Source organism: Mycobacterium sp. NTMscope_Eco_3 (assembly GCF_976985685.1).
Map to the genome: position 1 here is coordinate 3,602,682 of NZ_CDRJYZ010000001.1, position 15,935 is coordinate 3,618,616.

Consider the following 15,935-nt stretch of genomic DNA (forward strand, 5'->3'; position numbering starts at 1 on the left):
GCGGCGGGTCATCCGGCCACCGCCAGCGCGTCGTGGCACACCCGGACCGGGTCGGCGACCTCGGCGATGCCGGCGGCGGCTCGTTGCGCCGCGGCCCGGTAGCGGGGCGACGCCAGCACCTCGTTGACCGCGGCCACCAGCGCGTCGGCGGTCAGCGGCCGAACCAGCCGCGCGCTGCCCTGGCGGACCATCCGGTTGGCGATCTCCCACTGGTCGCCGCCGCCGGGCACCGCGACCAGCGGCACGCCCGCCAGCAGCGTCTTGGCCACCATTCCGTGCCCGCCGCCGCAGATCACCACGTCGGCGTGCGTCAGCAATTCGGCCTGGCTGCCGAGCCCGACGACCGCCCACGGCGGCACCGTCAGCTCCGCTCCGCCCAGCCGCGAGACCACCACCCGCGCCCCCGCCGGCAGCGTGTCCCCCGGTATCAGGCGGGCCAGCGCCACCTCGGCCAGGCCTTCGGTGCCGGTCAGCGCGGTCGACGGCGCGACCACCACCACGGGCCCGGACCCCGCCGGGATTTCCAGCGCCCGGTCGGTCGGCTCGAAGTGCAGCGGGCCCACCAGCACCGCCTCCGGCGGCCAGTCCGGGCGGGGCACCTCGCAGGCGGGCAGCGTGGCGATCAGCCGTCGTAGCGGCCCGGCGTCGTCGGCCGGCAGCCCGATCTCGGTGCGCACCGCCGCGCGTTGCCGCAGACCGGCCCGCCAGGAACGCGCGGTGAGCGCGCGCATCGCCGCGTCGCGCAGCCGGCCCCGGATCCCGGTTCCCGGCGCCAGCCCGCTGCCGATCGGCGGCAGGCCTTTCGACGGCAGATACAGCGGATGCGGATTGAGTTCGATCCACGGGATCCCCAACAGCTCGGCGGCCATACCGCCGCCCGCGGTGATGACGTCGGAGACCACCAGGTCGGGCGCCAGGTCGCGCAGCGCGGGCACATTGAGCACGGCCATCCGCGCGGCGCGCCGGTGGATCCTGGCCCCGGCGTCGACGTCGTCGTCTGTGGCCACCAGCCCGTCCAGCGGGACGGCGTCGATGCCGGCGCCGCGGGCGGTGTCGATCCATTCGGCGCCGGTGAACAGCGTGGGCTCGTCGCCCGCCTCGGCGAAACGCCGGCACAGCGCGATCGCCGGGAACGAATGCCCGGGATCCGGCCCGGCGACCACGGCGACTCGCATCGGCCTTACCCTGCCACAGCGCCCGGCCGCCGCACTCGCCTACGCTGGCAAGATGACCGAGCTGACTGGGACGACCGTGGCGAACACCCGCACGGTCGAGGGATTCCTGAACGCGCTGCAGGACGCCGATTACGAGGCCGCCGACGCCGCGCTGGCCGACGACCTCGTCTACGAAAACGTCGGCCTGCCCACCATCCATGGCCGCGCCAGGGCCATGAAGCTGTTTCGCCAGATGGAGGGCCGCGCCGCCTTCGAGGTGAAGATCCACCGCATCGCGGCCGACGGCGGCGCGGTGCTCACCGAACGCACCGACGCGCTGATCTTCGGGCCCCTGCGGCTGCAGTTCTGGGTGTGCGGCGTGTTCGAGGTCCATAACGGGCGAATCACGTTGTGGCGGGACTACTTCGACTTCTTCGACATGCTCAAGGCCACCGCCCGCGGCCTGGGGGCGCTGGTGCTGCCGTCGCTGAGAGCGTCGTTCTGAGCGATGCGATGACGAACCGGGACGCCAACCGCACGCGGCCGAATTTCGTGCAGTTCGTCCGCTATTGCTGCGGTGGCCGGCTGCCGGACTCGATGCGCGACTGGGTGCGCAACGATCTGGCCGGCAAGGGTGCGAGCGCGCGGATGATGCGCCGCGTGGCGGTACCGGCGGTGGTGGTGCTGGCCCCGTTCTGGTTGATCCCGACGACGCTCGACGTGCATCTGAGCATGACGCTGCCGATTCTCATTCCGTTCGTGTACTTTTCGCACGCGCTCAACAAGGTGTGGCGCCGGCACATGCTGGCGGTGCACGATCTGGATCCCGAATTGGTCGACGAGCTGGCCCGCAAGCGCGACGCCCGCATGCATCAGTCGTACATCGAGCGCTACGGCCCGCGCCCGGAAGACTAGCTCGCGCCGCGCAGTCCGCCGAGTTCGTCGAACGCCTGCGCCCAACCGACCAGGCGGTCCGTGGCCCCGGCCAGCTCGGTGCGGTACCGCTGCGACTCGGCGAGCCCGTCACCGTTAGCCGAGGACACCAATTGCGCTGCGGCGGTGACCATTTCGTTGTATTGACGGACGCCGGCGCTCAGTTGCGCGGTGAACGCGTTGATGGTCGGCACCAGATACGACCGCGACTCTTCGCTGGCCTGAGCCGCCCGCTCCATCGACACCACCTGCGCGGCGGTGGACGCCATGGCCGCGGAGGTTTTGGTGGCGGCCGCGGTCAGGTCGCGGATCTCGGCCGTCGGCAACATCGCGCCCCGCTCCAGCACGGCCACCAACGAGAAGAATCCGCGTTCGGAGGCGCCCAGCGCGTACATCGCGGGGCGCGCCGCCGAACCCGGCGGCGGCAGCCGGCGCGCGTTCGTGGTCCGGGGCACCGGCAGCGGCTCGGACCGCAGCCAGCGGTAGCGCAGCAGCAACAGGGTGGCCGGGATGGCCATGACGACCGCGACGCCGCCGGTGATCTCCAGCAGCAACGCGAACCATCCCCAGGCGGCGAGCAGCATCGTCACCACCGCCCAGAACAGGCACCCCGCCCCGAATATCAGGCCCCACCGCAGTGCGCGGCGGCGGCGACGCAGCTGCCGCGCGCGTGGATCCGCGGCCGCGCTGATCTTGCGGGCCACCAGGTCGGAAAGGTCGGCGGCGGTGGCCAATCCGCGGTGCAGCAACGCGCGCAACAGGCCGGGGCGCGGCGCGTTCACCGCCATGACACCGGGCTACTGACCAAGTGGCTTCTCGCTGACCGCGCCGCCGGCGCTCTCCGCGGGCGCGGGGGTGGCGGGAGTGGACCCCGCCGCGGGCGTGCCCCCGGTCGGCAGCGCCTCGCCGCGCATGGACGCGCGGATCTGCTCGAGCCGGGAATGGCCGGCCATCTGCACGCCGGCCTGTTCGACCTCGAGCATCCGGCCCTGGACCGAGCCCTGCGCCAGCTCGGCGGCCCCGATCGCGTTGGCGTACCGGCGTTCGATCTTGTCGCGCACCTCGTCGAGGCTGGGGACGTTGCCCGGGGCGGCCAGATCGCTCATCGACTGCAGTGAGGCGCTGACCTGTTCCTGCATCTTGGCCTGCTCGAGCTGGCTGAGCAGTTTGGTGCGCTCGGCGATCTTCTGCTGCAGCACCATGGCGTTCTGTTCGACCGCCTTCTTGGCTTGTCCGGCCGCGTTCAGCGCCTGATCGTGCAGGGTCTTGAGGTCTTCGACGCTTTGCTCGGCGGTGACCAGCTGGGCGGCGAACGCCTCGGCGGCGTTGTTGTATTCGGTGGCCTTGGCGGCGTCCCCGGCGGCGGTGGCCTGGTCGGCCAGAGTGAGGGCCTGACGCACGTTGACCTGGAGTTTTTCCACGTCGGCCAGCTGACGGTTGAGCCGCATCTCGAGTTGGCGCTGGTTGCCGATGACCTGCGCGGCCTGCTGCGTCAGCGCCTGGTGCGTGCGTTGCGCTTCCTCGATGGCCTGCTGGATCTGGACCTTGGGGTCTGCGTGCTCGTCGATCTTCGCGTTGAATAGCGCCGTGAGGTACTTCCACGCCTTGACGAACGGATTGGCCATGAGTTAGCTCCACCTTCGCTTCTTGAGGGGCCGGATGGTTCCGGATCGACCCTGACGGGCCCTGCGCCTGACGCTCAATTTAATGGGTTGGTGCCGATCGCCCCACCCCTTGGGCGGGATCGGTCCACGGGCGCTCAGGCCAGCGCCAGCGATGCCACCGGCGGAATGACGACCTTGGTGCTGACGTCGATGCTGGTGCCCGTGGCCGCCTCGGCGGGCGCGCCGACGGCGGCGCGCTCGTGGGCCCTTTCCTGGCCGGCCATCCGTTCACCGGCGTCGGTGAGAACCGACGACAACGGGACGTCCAGCGCGTCGCAGATCGCGTTGAGCAACTCGCTCGACGGCTCCTTGCGGCCGCGTTCCACCTCGGACAGATAGCCGAGGCTCACCCGCGCCGAATCGGACACCTCACGCAGCGTCCGGCCCTGTGTCGTGCGGGTCTCGCGCAGCACATCGCCGATGACCTCGCGCACCAATGGCGGCATCCCGCCCTCCTTCGTCCAGTCGGCCCTGCGCGGCACGTACTCAGCTTGCCTCCGGCAGGTGCTCATTAAGGTGAACGCCGCCGACGGTGGTCTGGTTCCCGCTCGGCGCCCCGGAATCAACCGTTCGTGCGGCGCACTTCCCGGACGGTCGACACCACGTAGTCGATCCCGGTGATCACCGTCAGCACGATCGCCGCGCCCATCACCACGGCCGCGGCCACCCGGAACGGTCCCGGCGTTCCTGCCCAAGGCAGGACGAACAATCCGATGGCCAGCACCTGCACGACGGTCTTGAGCTTGCCGCCCCAGCTGGCCGGGATGACTCCGCGGCGGATCACGGCCAGCCGCAGCACGGTGACCCCGAATTCGCGAACCAGGATCACCACGGTGACCCACCACGGCAGCTCGCCGAGCATCGACAGCCCGATCAGCGCCGATCCCACCAGCGTCTTGTCGGCGATCGGGTCGACGAACGCGCCGAATTCGGTTGCCATACCGTAGTTGCGGGCGAGCAGCCCGTCCAGCCGATCGGTGATGCAGGCCACCGCGAAGATGAGGAAGGCCACCACCCGCAAGCCGGCCTGCTGGCCGTCGCCGGCGAACAGGGCGAGCAGGAAGACGGGGACCAGCACCAGCCGCAGCAGCGTCAGCGTATTGGCGAGATTGGCGATATTCGCGCGGCCTACCACCGGACCCGTCTGCGGCTGCCCCGACACCGCAACAGAATAACGGTTGACCAGCGCGGCCGTCCCGGATGCCGATACTGTTAGCCGTGAGCAGAAGTCCACAGGGCTACCGGCCGCTGGTTCGGCGAGCGCGAACGCCCGATGTTCCCGCCATCAAGCAACTGGTCGACACATACGCGGGAAAGATCCTGCTCGAAAAGAACCTCGTGACGCTCTACGAGTCGGTTCAGGAGTTCTGGGTGGCCGAGCACGAGGGCCGCGTGGTCGGTTGCGGGGCGCTGCACGTGCTGTGGGCCGACCTCGGCGAGGTGCGGACCGTCGCGGTCAACCCGGCGATGACCGGCCACGGCATCGGCCACGCGATCGTCGACCGGCTGCTGGAAGTCGCCCGCGAGTTGGCGCTCAAGCGGCTGTTCGTGTTGACGTTCGAGACCGACTTCTTCGCGCGGCGCGGGTTCACCGAGATCGAGGGCACGCCGGTCACCGCCGAGGTGTTCGAGGAGATGTGCCGCTCCTACGACATCGGTGTGGCCGAGTTCTTGGACCTGAGCTACGTCAAGCCGAACATCCTGGGCAACTCCCGGATGCTGCTGGTGCTGTAACACCGCGAGCAGACACAGAATCGCACTGCGCGGGCCGCCCGCGCGCGATTCTGCGTCTGCTCGCGCTAGTCGGTGTCGGGGTCGCCGCCGTCGGCGTCGGCGCCGCCCCGGATCAACGCCAGCGTTCCGGCCAGCTCGTCGGGCTTGATCAGCACCTCACGCGCCTTGGACCCCTCGGAGGGCCCGACGATGCCGCGGGTCTCCATCAGGTCCATCAGCCGGCCGGCCTTGGCGAAGCCGACGCGCAGCTTGCGCTGCAGCATCGAGGTGGAGCCGAACTGGCTGGACACCACCAGCTCGACGGCCTGCAGGAAGACGTCCATGTCGTCGCCGATGTCCGGGTCGACGTCCGTGCGTTCCCCGGTGGGCTTGGCGTTGGTGACGCCCTCGGTGTACTCGGGTTCGGCCTGGTCCTTGCAGGCGGTGACGACGGCCTGGATCTCCTCGTCGGTGATGAACGCGCCCTGCAACCGGATCGGCTTGCCCGCCCCCATCGGCAGGAACAGGCCGTCGCCCATGCCGATCAGCTTCTCCGCGCCGGCCTGGTCCAGGATCACCCGGGAATCGGTGAGCGACGACGTGGCGAACGCCAGCCGCGACGGCACGTTGGTCTTGATGAGCCCGGTGACCACGTCCACCGACGGACGTTGGGTGGCCAGCACCAGGTGAATGCCTGCGGCGCGGGCCTTTTGGGTGATCCGCACGATGGCGTCCTCGACGTCGCGGGGCGCGGTCATCATCAGGTCGGCCAGCTCGTCGACGATCGCCACCACGTACGGGTAGGGCCGGTACTCGCGCTGGCTGCCCAGTGGCGCGGTGATGGCCCCGGAGCGCACCTTCTCGTTGAAGTCGTCGATGTGGCGCACCCGCGACGCCTGCATGTCCTGGTAGCGCTGCTCCATCTCCTCGACCAGCCACGCCAGCGCGGCCGCCGCCTTCTTGGGCTGCGTGATGATCGGGGTGATCAGATGCGGAATGCCCTCGTACGGCGTGAGTTCCACCATCTTCGGGTCGATCAGGATCATCCTGACCTCTTCCGGGGTGGCCCGGGCCAGCAGCGAGATCAGCATCGAGTTGACGAAGCTGGACTTACCGGATCCGGTGGAGCCGGCGACCAGCAGGTGCGGCATCTTGGCCAGGTTGGCCGAGATGAAGTCGCCCTCGATGTCCTTGCCCAGCCCGATCACCAGCGGGTGGTGGTCGCGCCGCGTCGACGGCGCGGTGAGCACGTCGGCCAGCCGCACCATTTCCCGATCGGTGTTGGGCACCTCGATGCCCACGGCGGACTTGCCGGGAATCGGGGCCAGCATGCGCACGCTTTCGGTGGCCACCGCGTAGGCGATGTTCTTCTGCAGCGCGGTGATTTTCTCGACCTTGACGCCCGGGCCCAGCTCGACCTCGTAACGGGTGACGGTCGGTCCGCGGGTGCAACCGGTCACCGCCGCGTCCACCTTGAACTGGGTCAGCACCTCGGTGATGGCGTCGGCCATGACGTTGTTGGCGGCGCTGCGCTTCTTGGGCGGGTCCCCGGCCACCAGCAGGCTCAGCGACGGCAGCGTGTAGGGCCCCTCGACGACGCGGTCCAGCTCGATGGTGTCCTGCTTGCCCGATCGTCCGCGCTTGCGGCCCCGCGTCGCGCCGGATTCTGCGCCGGGTTGTACGGCCGGTTCGGGGACCGTGGGGATGTCGTCCTGCAGCGCGGCCTGGGCGTCGTCGTCCGGCGACCACGGCGCCGGCTGGTCGTCCGGCTCCGGGGATGCGTCCTCGTAGTAATCGTCGTGCGCGGGTTCGGCGTCGTCCTCGTCGAACTCGTCGGCGTAGTCGTAGGGCTCGTCGCCGTAGACCTCGTCGACGAACCGGGTGTGGAACAGGTTGCGCATCACCACGGGCAGCTCCCGGATGGTGGTGCCCGTCAACAGCAACAGGCCGAACATGAAGCCGATGAACAGCAGCGGCGCGGCGATCCAGGGGGTGAGCCCGTCCGAGAGCGGCCCGCCGATGGCGAAGCCGATGAATCCCGCCGCGCGCCGGCGCGGTTCCGGATCGCCCGGCGAGCCCGACCACAGGTGACGCAGGCCCAGCACCGACAGGGTGATCAGGCTGGCGCCGAGGATCAGCCTGGGGCGCACGTCGGGGTTGGGCTCGGTCCGCATCAGGGTCACCCCCACCGCGGCGGTGACGACGGGCAGCGCCAGTACGCCGGCGCCGATGAAGGTCCGCAGGACGGTGTCGACCCACGCACCGACCGGCCCGGCGGCGTGGAACCACGAGCTCGCGGCGACCACCACGGAAAAGCCCAGTAAAAGCAGGGCGATGCCGTCGCGGCGGTGGCCGGGGTCGATGTCGCGGGCCCGCCCGATCGACCGGGCGGCGCCCCCCGTCCCGCGCGCGGCCATCAGCCAGGTGGCGCGCAGGGCGCGGCCGCAGGTCAGCCCGATTCCGACCAGTGGCGAGTGATTCCGGCGCCGGACGGGCCTGCTGGGCTTCCTGCGGGGCGCCGCTGGTCGCGCGCCGCGGGACCCGCCGGCGCGCGAACGGGCCTTTGACCTGCTCGTTCGGCTTCCGGAGCGGGCGGCGGTCTTACTGGGCATGACGGCAAGGGTAGTCGCACCGACATCATCTACACCACCCGCCACACTGGTAACGGTTCGGCTTGTGCGGCATGTGGCGGATCGGGTCCCCGGGGGCGTGAGTAGGGTGACATTTCGGTGACAGAAGTCGTGCTCGTCACCCAAACCCGGAGCGCCCAGGAGGCCATCAATGCCCGTTGTCGTCGTCGCCACCATGACCGTCAAACCGGAATCGGTCGACACCGTTCGCGACATCCTCACCCGCGCGGTCGAAGAGGTGCACGACGAGCCGGGCTGTCAGCTGTATTCGCTGCATCATTCGGGCGAGACCTTCGTCTTCATCGAGCAATGGGCCGACGAGGAGGCGCTCAAGGCGCACAGCACCGCCCCGGCGATCGGCAAGATGTTCAGCGCGGCCGGGGAACACCTCGACGGCGCCCCCGACATCAAGATGTTGCAGACGATCTCGGCGGGCGATCCGGCCAAGGGACAGTTGCGTCCCTGATGGCCCCGTCGGCCGAAGGCCCGCTGAAAGGGAAGGTCGCCTTCATCACCGGCGCCGCGCGCGGCCAGGGGCGCGCGCACGCCGTGCGACTGGCCGCCGACGGCGCCGACATCATCGCCGTCGATCTGTGCGACCAGATCGCCAGCGTCCCCTACTCGCTGGCCACGCCGGAGGACCTGGCGGCCACCGTGAAGCTCGTGGAGGACACGGGCGCGCGCATCGTGGCCTCCCGTGCCGACGTCCGCGACCGCGAATCCCTGTCGGCGGCACTGCAAGCGGGTCTCGACGCGTTCGGCCGCCTCGACATCGTGGTGGCCAACGCGGGGATCGCTCCCATGCAATCCGGTGACGACGGCTGGCACGACGTCATCGACGTCAACCTCACCGGCGTGTACCACACGATCAAGGTCGCGATACCCACCATGGTCAAGCAGGGCACCGGCGGCTCGATCGTGTTGATCAGCTCCAGCGCCGGGCTGGCCGGCGTCGGCAGCCCGGACGCCGGTTCGGTGGGCTACGCAGCCGCCAAGCACGGGGTCGTCGGGTTGATGCGGATATACGCGAATCTGCTTGCCGGGCAGATGATTCGGGTCAACTCGATTCATCCGTCCGGTGTCGAGACGCCGATGATCAACAACGAGTTCACCCGGGAATGGCTGGCGAAGATGGCCGCCGCGACGGACACGCCGGGCGCCATGGGCAACGCCATGCCGGTGGAGGTGCTCGACGCCGAGGACATCGCCAACGCGGTGGCCTGGCTGGTGTCCGATCAGGCCCGCTACATCACGGGGGTCACCTTGCCGGTCGACGCGGGCTTCTTGAACAAGTAGCGGCCATGGCGCGAAATCCGGTAGCCCAGACGGCGTTCGGCCCCATGGTGTTGGCGGCCGTCGAGCAAAACGAGCCGCCCGGGCGCCGCCTGGTGGACGACGATTTCGCCGAGCTGTTCCTGCCCCGCCCGCTGCGGTGGCTGGTCGGCGCGACGCGGTACGCGCCGGTTCGTCGCCTGATGATCCGCGGCTCGGAGTTCACCGGCCCGGGGCTGTGGGCGAACCTGGCCTGCCGCAAGCGTTTTATCGCCGACAAGCTCGCCGAGTCGCTCGACGACATCGACGCCGTCGTCATCCTGGGGGCGGGGCTGGACACCCGCGCCTATCTGCTGACGCGGCGGGTCCGCATCCCGGTGTTCGAGGTCGACCTGCCGGTCAACATCGCCCGCAAGTTCAAGACGGTCCGCCGGGTGCTCGGTGAGCCGCCGCTGTCGGTGCGGTTGGTGGCGTTGAACCTCGAGCACGACGACCTGCTCACCGCGCTCGCCGAGCACGGTTATCGCACCGACTACCGGGTCTTCTTCATCTGCGAGGGCGTCACGCAGTACCTAACCGAGGCGACCGTCCGCCGCACGCTGGAGGGGCTGCGCGCGGCGGCGCCCGGCAGCCGTTTGGTGTTCACCTACGTCCGTAGGGATTTCATCGACGGCACGAACCTGTATGGCACCCGCACGCTGTACCGCAACGTCCGTCAGCGCCGGCAGCTGTGGCATTTCGGCTTGCAGCCCGACGACGTCGCCGCGTTCGTCGCCGAGTACGGCTGGCGGCTGGTGGAGCAAGCCGGGCCCGACGAACTCGCGCAGCGTTATGTCGCGCCCACCGGGCGCAAACTCAAGGCGTCGCAACTGGAGTGGTCGGCCTACGCGGAGAAGATCTAACTGGTCAGACCTCGATGACGGTCGGCACGATCATCGGCTGGCGGCGATAGGTTTCGCCCACCCACTTGCCGATGGTGCGCCGGACGCCCTGGGCGATGCGGCTCGGGTCGGTGATGTTCTCGGCCGCAAGCGCTTCCAGCTCCGCCTCGACCCTGCGCACGGCCGGCTCGAGCGCCTTGGGGTCTTCGGAGAATCCGCGCGAATGCAGGTGCGGTGGGGCCACCGGGCGCCCGGTGCCGCGCTGGACCACGACGGTCACCGCGACGAACCCCGACGACAGGATGAGGCGCTCACCCAGCGTGATGTCGCCGACGTCGCCGTTGATCAGGCCGTCGACGAACATCTTGCCGACCGGCACCGCCCCGGCTATCGCGGCCTTGCCCGCGACCAGGTCGACGCTGACCCCATTCTCGGCGAGCAGGATTGCCTCCTCCGGCACCCCGGTGCGGGCCGCCAGCTTGGAGTTGGCGCGCAGCATCCGCCACGTCCCGTGCACGGGCATGACGTGGCGGGGCCGAATCCCGTTGTACAGGAACAACAGTTCACCGGCGTAGGCGTGGCCCGAAACGTGAACGCGCGCTTGGGCGTTGGTGACGACACGGGCCCCGATCTTGGCGAGTTCGTCGATGACGCCGTAGACGGCCTCCTCGTTGCCCGGGATCAGCGACGACGCCAGCACCACGAGGTCACCCGCGGTCAGCGTGATGCTGCGGTGCTCACCGCGCGACATCCGCGACAACGCCGACATCGGCTCGCCCTGGGTGCCGGTGGTGATCAGCACCACCTGCTCGGGCGGCATCATCTCGGCGGCGCCGATGTCGATCACGTCGGAATCCGCCACCCGCAGAAAGCCGAGCTCTCGGGCGATGCCCATGTTGCGCACCATGGAGCGGCCGACGAACGACACCCGCCGGCCCAATGCCACTGCGGCGTCGATGATTTGCTGGACGCGGTCCACGTTGGAGGCGAAGCACGCCACGATGACGCGTCCGTCGGCGCCGCGGATCAGGCGGTGCAGCGTCGGACCTACTTCGCTTTCCGACGGCCCGACGCCGGGCAGCTCGGAGTTGGTCGAATCACACAGGAACAGGTCCACCCCGGCGTCACCGAGGCGGGACATGCCGGGGAGGTCGGTCGGCCGGCCGTCCAGCGGAAGCTGGTCGAGTTTGATGTCGCCGGTGTGCAAAACCGTTCCCGCGCCGGTGTGCACGGCGATCGCCAGCGCGTCGGGAATGGAGTGGTTGACGGCGAAGTATTGGCATTCGAATGCGCCGTGGGTGCTTTTCTGGCCCTCGGCCACCTCGACGAACACCGGTTTGAGGCGGTGCTCGCGGCACTTCGCGGCGACCAGCGCGAGCGTGAATCTCGAACCGACGACCGGGATGTCGGGCCGCAGCTTGAGCAGGAACGGAATGCCGCCGATGTGGTCCTCGTGGGCGTGGGTGAGCACCAGCGCCTCGATGTCGTCGAGGCGGTCTTCGATATGGCGCAAATCCGGGAGGATCAGGTCGACCCCGGGCTCGTCGTGGGTGGGGAACATCACCCCGCAGTCGATGATCAGCAGCCGGCCCAGGTGTTCGAAAACCGTCATGTTGCGGCCGATTTCGCTGATACCGCCCAGGGCTGTGACCCGCAACCCTCCGTTGGCCAATGGGCCTGGCGGGGCGAGGTCTACATCCACTTCTCGGACGCTCCTTGGGTCACCTGAGCACCGAGGCCGCACGCATGTCGGCGGCCAATGCGTCGATTTGCTCTGGCGTGGCGGGCATTTGGGGCAGCCGGGGATCGCCGACCTCGATGCCCTGCAGGCGCAGACCCGCCTTGGACAACGTCACCCCACCCAGGCGCCCCATCGCGTCGCACAGCGGGGCGAGGTTGGAGTTGATCTTGCGAGCGGTGGCGATATCACCAGAATTGAAGGCGGACAACATTTCCCGAAGTTGATTGGCCGCCACGTGGGAGATCACGCTGATGAAGCCGGTGGCGCCCATCGCCAGCCACGGCAGGTTCAGCGCATCGTCGCCGGAGTAGTAGGCCAGGCCGGTCTCGGCGATGATCTGGCCGCCGCTGTGCAGGTCGGCCTTGGCGTCTTTGATGCCGACGATATTCGGGTGCGCCGAGAGTGCGCGGATCGTCTCGGGCTGGATCGGGATCACCGAGCGGGGCGGGATGTCGTAGAGCACCACCGGCAGTTCGGTCGCGTCGGCGACGGTGGTGAAATGCGCGATCAGCCCGCTCTGGGGTGGCTTCGAGTAGTAGGGCGTGACCACCAGCAGCCCGTGCGCGCCTTCGGCCGCGCAGGCCTTGGCCAGCCGGACGCTGTGCGCGGTGTCGTAGGTGCCCGCGCCGGCGATGACGCGGGCCCGGTCGCCCACCGCCTCCAGCACGACGCGCAGCAGTTCTCGCTTCTCGTCGTCGGTGGTGGTCGGCGACTCGCCGGTGGTGCCGGAGACCACCAGTCCGTCGCAGCCGGCGTCGATCAGGTGGTTGGCCAATTGCGCGGCGGTGGCGGTGTCGAGGGAGCCGTCGGGGCGAAACGGTGTCACCATCGCGGTCAGCACGGTTCCCAACCGCGCTGGGGCGTCGAATCCGACCGTGCTCACGGTGTTCAGGTTACCTGGCGCCAGCAAGGTATTTCGCACCCGCACGAGCGCGCGTTGCCGCGACGGACGTCGGCTCAGCGGTCGCGGGAGTCACGGCCGGGCGGATGGTAGACACGTGCCCGCCTAGCAGCGACAACGCCCCACGGCCGAGTGACGGCAGTGACAGCCGGGGTCAGGCTTCGGTCGCCAACGGGCTGGTCGCGACCTCGGTCCCATCGGCCAGCGTGGAGATCTCGAAGTCGGCGAACACCGCGGGCGCCGCGCTCGCCAGTTGACGCAGGCATTCGATGGCCAGCCGCCGGATTTCCACGTCGGCGTGCTCGCTGGCGCGCATGGCGATGAAGTGCCGCCAGGCCCGGTAGTTGCCGGTGACGACGATGCGGGTTTCGGTGGCGTTGGGCAGCACGGCGCGGGCGGCCTGGCGCGCCTGCTTGCGCCGCAGGATGGCGTTCGGCTGGTCGGCGAATTTTGCCTCCAGCCTGCTCAGCAACTCGGTGTAGGTAGCGCGGCTGGCGTCGGCGGCCGCGGCCAGGATCTGCTGCAGTTCGGGATCGTCTTCCAGGCCGGGCGGCACGACGACGTGCGACTCCGTCTCCGGGACGTAGCGCTGCGACAGCTGCGAGTAGGAGAAGTGCCGGTGCCGGATCAGCTCGTGCGTGCACGAGCGCGACAGGCCGGTGATGTAGAACGACACGCTCGCGTGCTCGAGCACCGAAAAGTGTCCGACGTCGATGATGTGCTTGATGTAGCCGGCGTTGGTCGCCGTCTTGGGGTTGGGCTTCGACCAGCTCTGATAGCAGGCCCGGCCGGCGAACTCCACCAGCGCGGGGCCACCGTCGGCATCGGTGCTCCACGGCACGTCCGGGGGCGCCAAGAACTCGGTCTTGGCGATCAGTTGCACGCGCAGCGGCGCGATCTCGGCCACGGCGCTCACCTTAAGGCGTGCCGGGCGCATCGGTATCGGAGGCCGGGCATCAGCGGACCGCCCGCAGGTCGGCGGCCAGGTCTCCCCGGCTGGAAACGCTGAACCCGCCCAGGCCCAGCCAGGACGCCATGGACTCGAGTTCGCCGGCCAGCGCCGCGGCGACGCGGGCTTTGGGGGCTTCGGGTTCGGCGAACGCGCCGACGACGCGCAGCGAGTCGGCGGACCGGTCGGCCTTGAGGTCGACCCGCGCCACCAACTGCCCGTCCATCAGCAGCGGCCACACGTAGTACCCGTACTGTCGTTTGGCGGCCGGCGTGTAAATCTCTATGCGGTAATGGAATTCGAAGAGCCGCTCGACCCGCGGCCGGAAGAAGATCAGCGGGTCGAACGGGCAGAGGAGCGCGGTGCCGCGGTCGACGCGGGGCACCGTCCGGCCCGCGCGCAGGTAGGCCGGGGCGGACCAGCCGTCGGCGTCGACCCGCTCGATGTCACCGGCGGCCAACAGCTCCGCGATCGCAGGCTTGACCTGGGCCGCGGACAGCCGAAAATAGTCGCGGATGTCGGCCTCGGTGCCCACGCCCAGGGCGGTGGCCGCCCGCAGCGTCAGTTCGCGGATCGCCTCGTCGTCGTCGACCTGGCGGGCCAGCACCGCGGCCGGCAGCACCCGCTCCACCAGGTCGTAATGGCGGGCGAAGCCCACCCGGGTGGCCGTGGTGAGCACCCCGGAGGAGAACAGCGCCTCGGCCACCCACTTGGTGTCGCTGCGGCTGCCCCACCAGCTTCCGCGTGGCCCGCGCGGCTCGGCGGCCAGATGCGCTTCGATTTGGCCGGCCGTGCTGGGGCCGAGTTCGGCGACGGCGGCCACCACCTCCTCGGCCAGCCGCGGATTGGCCTTGACGATATGGGTTCCCCACCGGCCATGGGTGTACTGGCGCATCCGCCAGCGCAGCAGCGGCCAGTCCTCGACGGCCATCAGCGCGGCCTCATGCGCCCAATATTCGGCCAGCAGCCGCGACGAACGCGGGCCCCAGGCCGCGCGGTCGAGCACGTCGCGGTCGTAGGGGCCGAGCCGGCTGAACACCGGGGCGTAGTGGGCGCGCACCGCCACCGACACCGAATCCAGTTGCAGCACTTGGATCCTGGAGATCAGCCGCTTCAGATGCGCCCGGGTGATCTCGCCGCCCGGCCGGGGCTCGTTAAATCCTTGGGCCGCAACGGCAATCCGCCGGGCTTGAGCGGCGGACAGCCTGCGGGTCGACACGGCGCTGAGAATACCGCCCCGGCCGCGCCCGTCGGCGCAGGCGCAAGCTCAGCCCGCACGGACCTTGCCGTCCACCGGCGTCAGGGCGCCGTCCTCGGCCGGGTTCTTCTGTTCTTGGTAGGCCGACTCGAGCGCGGCCGGAACCCCGTCGAGGTCGCGGTAGACGCCCATCAGCTGCTCGAGGATCTCGATTCGCCGCGCGGTCGCCTCGTCGACCGCACGCCGGGCGTTGTCACGGTAGTGGTCGGCCCCCTGCTTCGCGTCCCCGAGGAGCCGCTCGCACTCCCGCTCGGCTTTTTGACGCGCCTCGTCGATCGCCGCTTGGGTCTCGGCGCGCATGCCCGCCAGTTCGGCCTCGAGCTTTTCTTTGGTCTGTTCGTACTCGGTTTCGAGCGCCTTCTGCTGCGCGGCCATGTCCGCGAGCACCTCGTCGCGCTTGCGCTCGGCGGCTTCGGCTTCGGCCTCGGCCGCCGCGATCAACGCGTCCGCCTCGGCGCGCGCCTCGGCCTGCATCTCGGCGACCTCGTCGACCGCGCGCCGCAGCATTTTCGCCATCCGCTTCTGCATGGCGTGCGGCGAGGGTGAGGTGTCGGTGAGGACGGCGACTTCCTTGCGCAGCGCGGCGGTTTGCTCGCCGGATTCCTGCAGCCGGGCCCGCAGGCTCTCGACATCGTCAAGCAGCAGCTGCTGTTTGGTGGCCAGCATCTCGATGTGGGCATCGACCGCGGCCGCGTCGTAGCCCATGAACTTTCGCGAGAACGTCTTCACGGGTTCGGTTATCACTGCCAATTCCCCCTTTTCACCAAACGGCTGGTAGAACCTGTGCGACCGACCCCCGAGTCCGAGTATGTCAGGTCAGGGCCGAGCGCGAGCGGGTG

At 69.6% G+C, this 15,935-nt stretch carries 17 protein-coding genes; 6 read left to right on the top strand and 11 right to left on the bottom strand.

Translation table 11 applies throughout. The features are described from left to right. Nucleotides 1–8: 8 nt before the first annotated feature. Complete coding sequence (locus AC0KTM_RS16440) at nucleotides 9–1,175, bottom strand: glycosyltransferase (RefSeq protein ID WP_472416137.1); 1,167 nt, start codon at nucleotides 1,173–1,175, stop codon at nucleotides 9–11. A gap of 52 nt (nucleotides 1,176–1,227) precedes the next feature. Between AC0KTM_RS16440 and AC0KTM_RS16445 the strand changes: the two genes are divergently transcribed. Together AC0KTM_RS16445 and AC0KTM_RS16450 are read left to right on the top strand one after the other, a co-directional pair. Continuing rightward, nucleotides 1,228–1,659 carry a limonene-1,2-epoxide hydrolase family protein gene (locus tag AC0KTM_RS16445; protein WP_472416139.1) on the top strand — a complete coding sequence of 144 codons (432 nt, stop codon included), beginning with the start codon at nucleotides 1,228–1,230 and terminating at the stop codon, nucleotides 1,657–1,659. A gap of 8 nt (nucleotides 1,660–1,667) precedes the next feature. After that, complete coding sequence (locus AC0KTM_RS16450) at nucleotides 1,668–2,069, top strand: DUF5313 domain-containing protein (RefSeq protein ID WP_238956398.1); 402 nt, start codon at nucleotides 1,668–1,670, stop codon at nucleotides 2,067–2,069. Here the strand turns inward: AC0KTM_RS16450 and pspM are convergent. The 4 genes from pspM to pgsA form a co-directional block, all read right to left on the bottom strand. Continuing rightward, nucleotides 2,066–2,875, bottom strand: coding sequence for a phage shock envelope stress response protein PspM (pspM, locus tag AC0KTM_RS16455; protein ID WP_238956399.1), 810 nt, complete (start codon nucleotides 2,873–2,875; stop codon nucleotides 2,066–2,068). The two genes, AC0KTM_RS16450 and pspM, sit on opposite strands and share 4 nt — an antisense overlap. A 9-nt stretch (nucleotides 2,876–2,884) precedes the next feature. Beyond that, nucleotides 2,885–3,712, bottom strand: coding sequence for a phage shock protein PspA (gene pspA, locus AC0KTM_RS16460; RefSeq protein WP_225327652.1), 828 nt, complete (start codon nucleotides 3,710–3,712; stop codon nucleotides 2,885–2,887). Nucleotides 3,713–3,846: 134 nt separating this feature from the next. Beyond that, nucleotides 3,847–4,197 carry a transcriptional regulator ClgR gene (gene clgR, locus AC0KTM_RS16465; protein ID WP_225327705.1) on the bottom strand — a complete coding sequence of 117 codons (351 nt, stop codon included), beginning with the start codon at nucleotides 4,195–4,197 and terminating at the stop codon, nucleotides 3,847–3,849. Between the two features lie 116 nt (nucleotides 4,198–4,313). Then, complete coding sequence (gene pgsA / locus AC0KTM_RS16470; RefSeq protein ID WP_225327651.1) at nucleotides 4,314–4,913, bottom strand: CDP-diacylglycerol--glycerol-3-phosphate 3-phosphatidyltransferase; 600 nt, start codon at nucleotides 4,911–4,913, stop codon at nucleotides 4,314–4,316. 38 nt (nucleotides 4,914–4,951) lie between these two features. Between pgsA and AC0KTM_RS16475 the strand changes: the two genes are divergently transcribed. Continuing rightward, entirely contained in the window at nucleotides 4,952–5,485 is a 534-nt protein-coding gene (locus AC0KTM_RS16475; RefSeq protein WP_472416141.1) for an amino-acid N-acetyltransferase, read from the top strand. A gap of 65 nt (nucleotides 5,486–5,550) precedes the next feature. Here AC0KTM_RS16475 and AC0KTM_RS16480 read toward each other — a convergent pair whose 3' ends face one another. Beyond that, entirely contained in the window at nucleotides 5,551–8,076 is a 2,526-nt protein-coding gene (locus AC0KTM_RS16480) for an FtsK/SpoIIIE family DNA translocase (RefSeq protein ID WP_472416143.1), read from the bottom strand. A gap of 169 nt (nucleotides 8,077–8,245) precedes the next feature. Between AC0KTM_RS16480 and AC0KTM_RS16485 the strand changes: the two genes are divergently transcribed. Genes AC0KTM_RS16485 through AC0KTM_RS16495 form a run of 3 tightly spaced genes read left to right on the top strand, consistent with a single transcriptional unit; the run spans nucleotide 8,246 to nucleotide 10,268 of the window. Next, on the top strand, nucleotides 8,246–8,560 hold the full coding sequence (locus AC0KTM_RS16485) for a putative quinol monooxygenase (RefSeq protein ID WP_008258613.1): 315 nt from the start codon (nucleotides 8,246–8,248) through the stop codon (nucleotides 8,558–8,560). Beyond that, complete coding sequence (locus AC0KTM_RS16490; RefSeq protein ID WP_472416145.1) at nucleotides 8,560–9,390, top strand: mycofactocin-coupled SDR family oxidoreductase; 831 nt, start codon at nucleotides 8,560–8,562, stop codon at nucleotides 9,388–9,390. The genes AC0KTM_RS16485 and AC0KTM_RS16490 overlap by 1 nt, the downstream gene beginning before the upstream one ends. Nucleotides 9,391–9,395: 5 nt before the next feature. Beyond that, a complete protein-coding gene (locus AC0KTM_RS16495) occupies nucleotides 9,396–10,268 on the top strand; it encodes an SAM-dependent methyltransferase (protein ID WP_238956402.1) in 873 nt (290 codons plus the stop codon). A gap of 4 nt (nucleotides 10,269–10,272) precedes the next feature. Here the strand turns inward: AC0KTM_RS16495 and AC0KTM_RS16500 are convergent, their stop codons facing one another. The 5 genes from AC0KTM_RS16500 to AC0KTM_RS16520 all read right to left on the bottom strand — a co-directional run bounded on the left by AC0KTM_RS16500 (nucleotide 10,273) and on the right by AC0KTM_RS16520 (nucleotide 15,840). Next, the gene (locus AC0KTM_RS16500; protein ID WP_472416147.1) at nucleotides 10,273–11,949 is read right to left on the bottom strand and encodes a ribonuclease J; all 1,677 of its coding nucleotides are present in this window, start codon (nucleotides 11,947–11,949) and stop codon (nucleotides 10,273–10,275) included. Between the two features lie 19 nt (nucleotides 11,950–11,968). After that, on the bottom strand, nucleotides 11,969–12,871 hold the full coding sequence (dapA, locus tag AC0KTM_RS16505; protein WP_238956404.1) for a 4-hydroxy-tetrahydrodipicolinate synthase: 903 nt from the start codon (nucleotides 12,869–12,871) through the stop codon (nucleotides 11,969–11,971). A gap of 172 nt (nucleotides 12,872–13,043) precedes the next feature. Next, the gene (thyX, locus tag AC0KTM_RS16510) at nucleotides 13,044–13,796 is read right to left on the bottom strand and encodes an FAD-dependent thymidylate synthase (protein ID WP_238956405.1); all 753 of its coding nucleotides are present in this window, start codon (nucleotides 13,794–13,796) and stop codon (nucleotides 13,044–13,046) included. 49 nt (nucleotides 13,797–13,845) lie between these two features. Then, nucleotides 13,846–15,057, bottom strand: coding sequence for a winged helix-turn-helix domain-containing protein (locus tag AC0KTM_RS16515; protein ID WP_472416149.1), 1,212 nt, complete (start codon nucleotides 15,055–15,057; stop codon nucleotides 13,846–13,848). A gap of 48 nt (nucleotides 15,058–15,105) precedes the next feature. After that, nucleotides 15,106–15,840 (bottom strand): cell division protein DivIVA, encoded by a 735-nt coding sequence (locus AC0KTM_RS16520; protein ID WP_238956407.1) that lies wholly within the window; start codon nucleotides 15,838–15,840, stop codon nucleotides 15,106–15,108. Between the last annotated feature and the right edge of the window lie 95 nt (nucleotides 15,841–15,935).

Coding starts and splice junctions, on each gene's coding strand:
- AC0KTM_RS16485 (WP_008258613.1), top strand. CDS start 8,246: ATGCCCGTTGTCGTCGTCGCCACCATGACCGTCAAACCGGAATCGGTC.
- AC0KTM_RS16450 (WP_238956398.1), top strand. CDS start 1,668: ATGACGAACCGGGACGCCAACCGCACGCGGCCGAATTTCGTGCAGTTC.
- AC0KTM_RS16445 (WP_472416139.1), top strand. CDS start 1,228: ATGACCGAGCTGACTGGGACGACCGTGGCGAACACCCGCACGGTCGAG.
- AC0KTM_RS16495 (WP_238956402.1), top strand. CDS start 9,396: ATGGCGCGAAATCCGGTAGCCCAGACGGCGTTCGGCCCCATGGTGTTG.
- AC0KTM_RS16490 (WP_472416145.1), top strand. CDS start 8,560: ATGGCCCCGTCGGCCGAAGGCCCGCTGAAAGGGAAGGTCGCCTTCATC.
- pspM (WP_238956399.1), bottom strand. CDS start 2,875: ATGGCGGTGAACGCGCCGCGCCCCGGCCTGTTGCGCGCGTTGCTGCAC.
- AC0KTM_RS16475 (WP_472416141.1), top strand. CDS start 4,952: ATGCCGATACTGTTAGCCGTGAGCAGAAGTCCACAGGGCTACCGGCCG.
- AC0KTM_RS16480 (WP_472416143.1), bottom strand. CDS start 8,076: ATGCCCAGTAAGACCGCCGCCCGCTCCGGAAGCCGAACGAGCAGGTCA.
- pspA (WP_225327652.1), bottom strand. CDS start 3,712: ATGGCCAATCCGTTCGTCAAGGCGTGGAAGTACCTCACGGCGCTATTC.
- clgR (WP_225327705.1), bottom strand. CDS start 4,197: ATGCCGCCATTGGTGCGCGAGGTCATCGGCGATGTGCTGCGCGAGACC.
- AC0KTM_RS16440 (WP_472416137.1), bottom strand. CDS start 1,175: ATGCGAGTCGCCGTGGTCGCCGGGCCGGATCCCGGGCATTCGTTCCCG.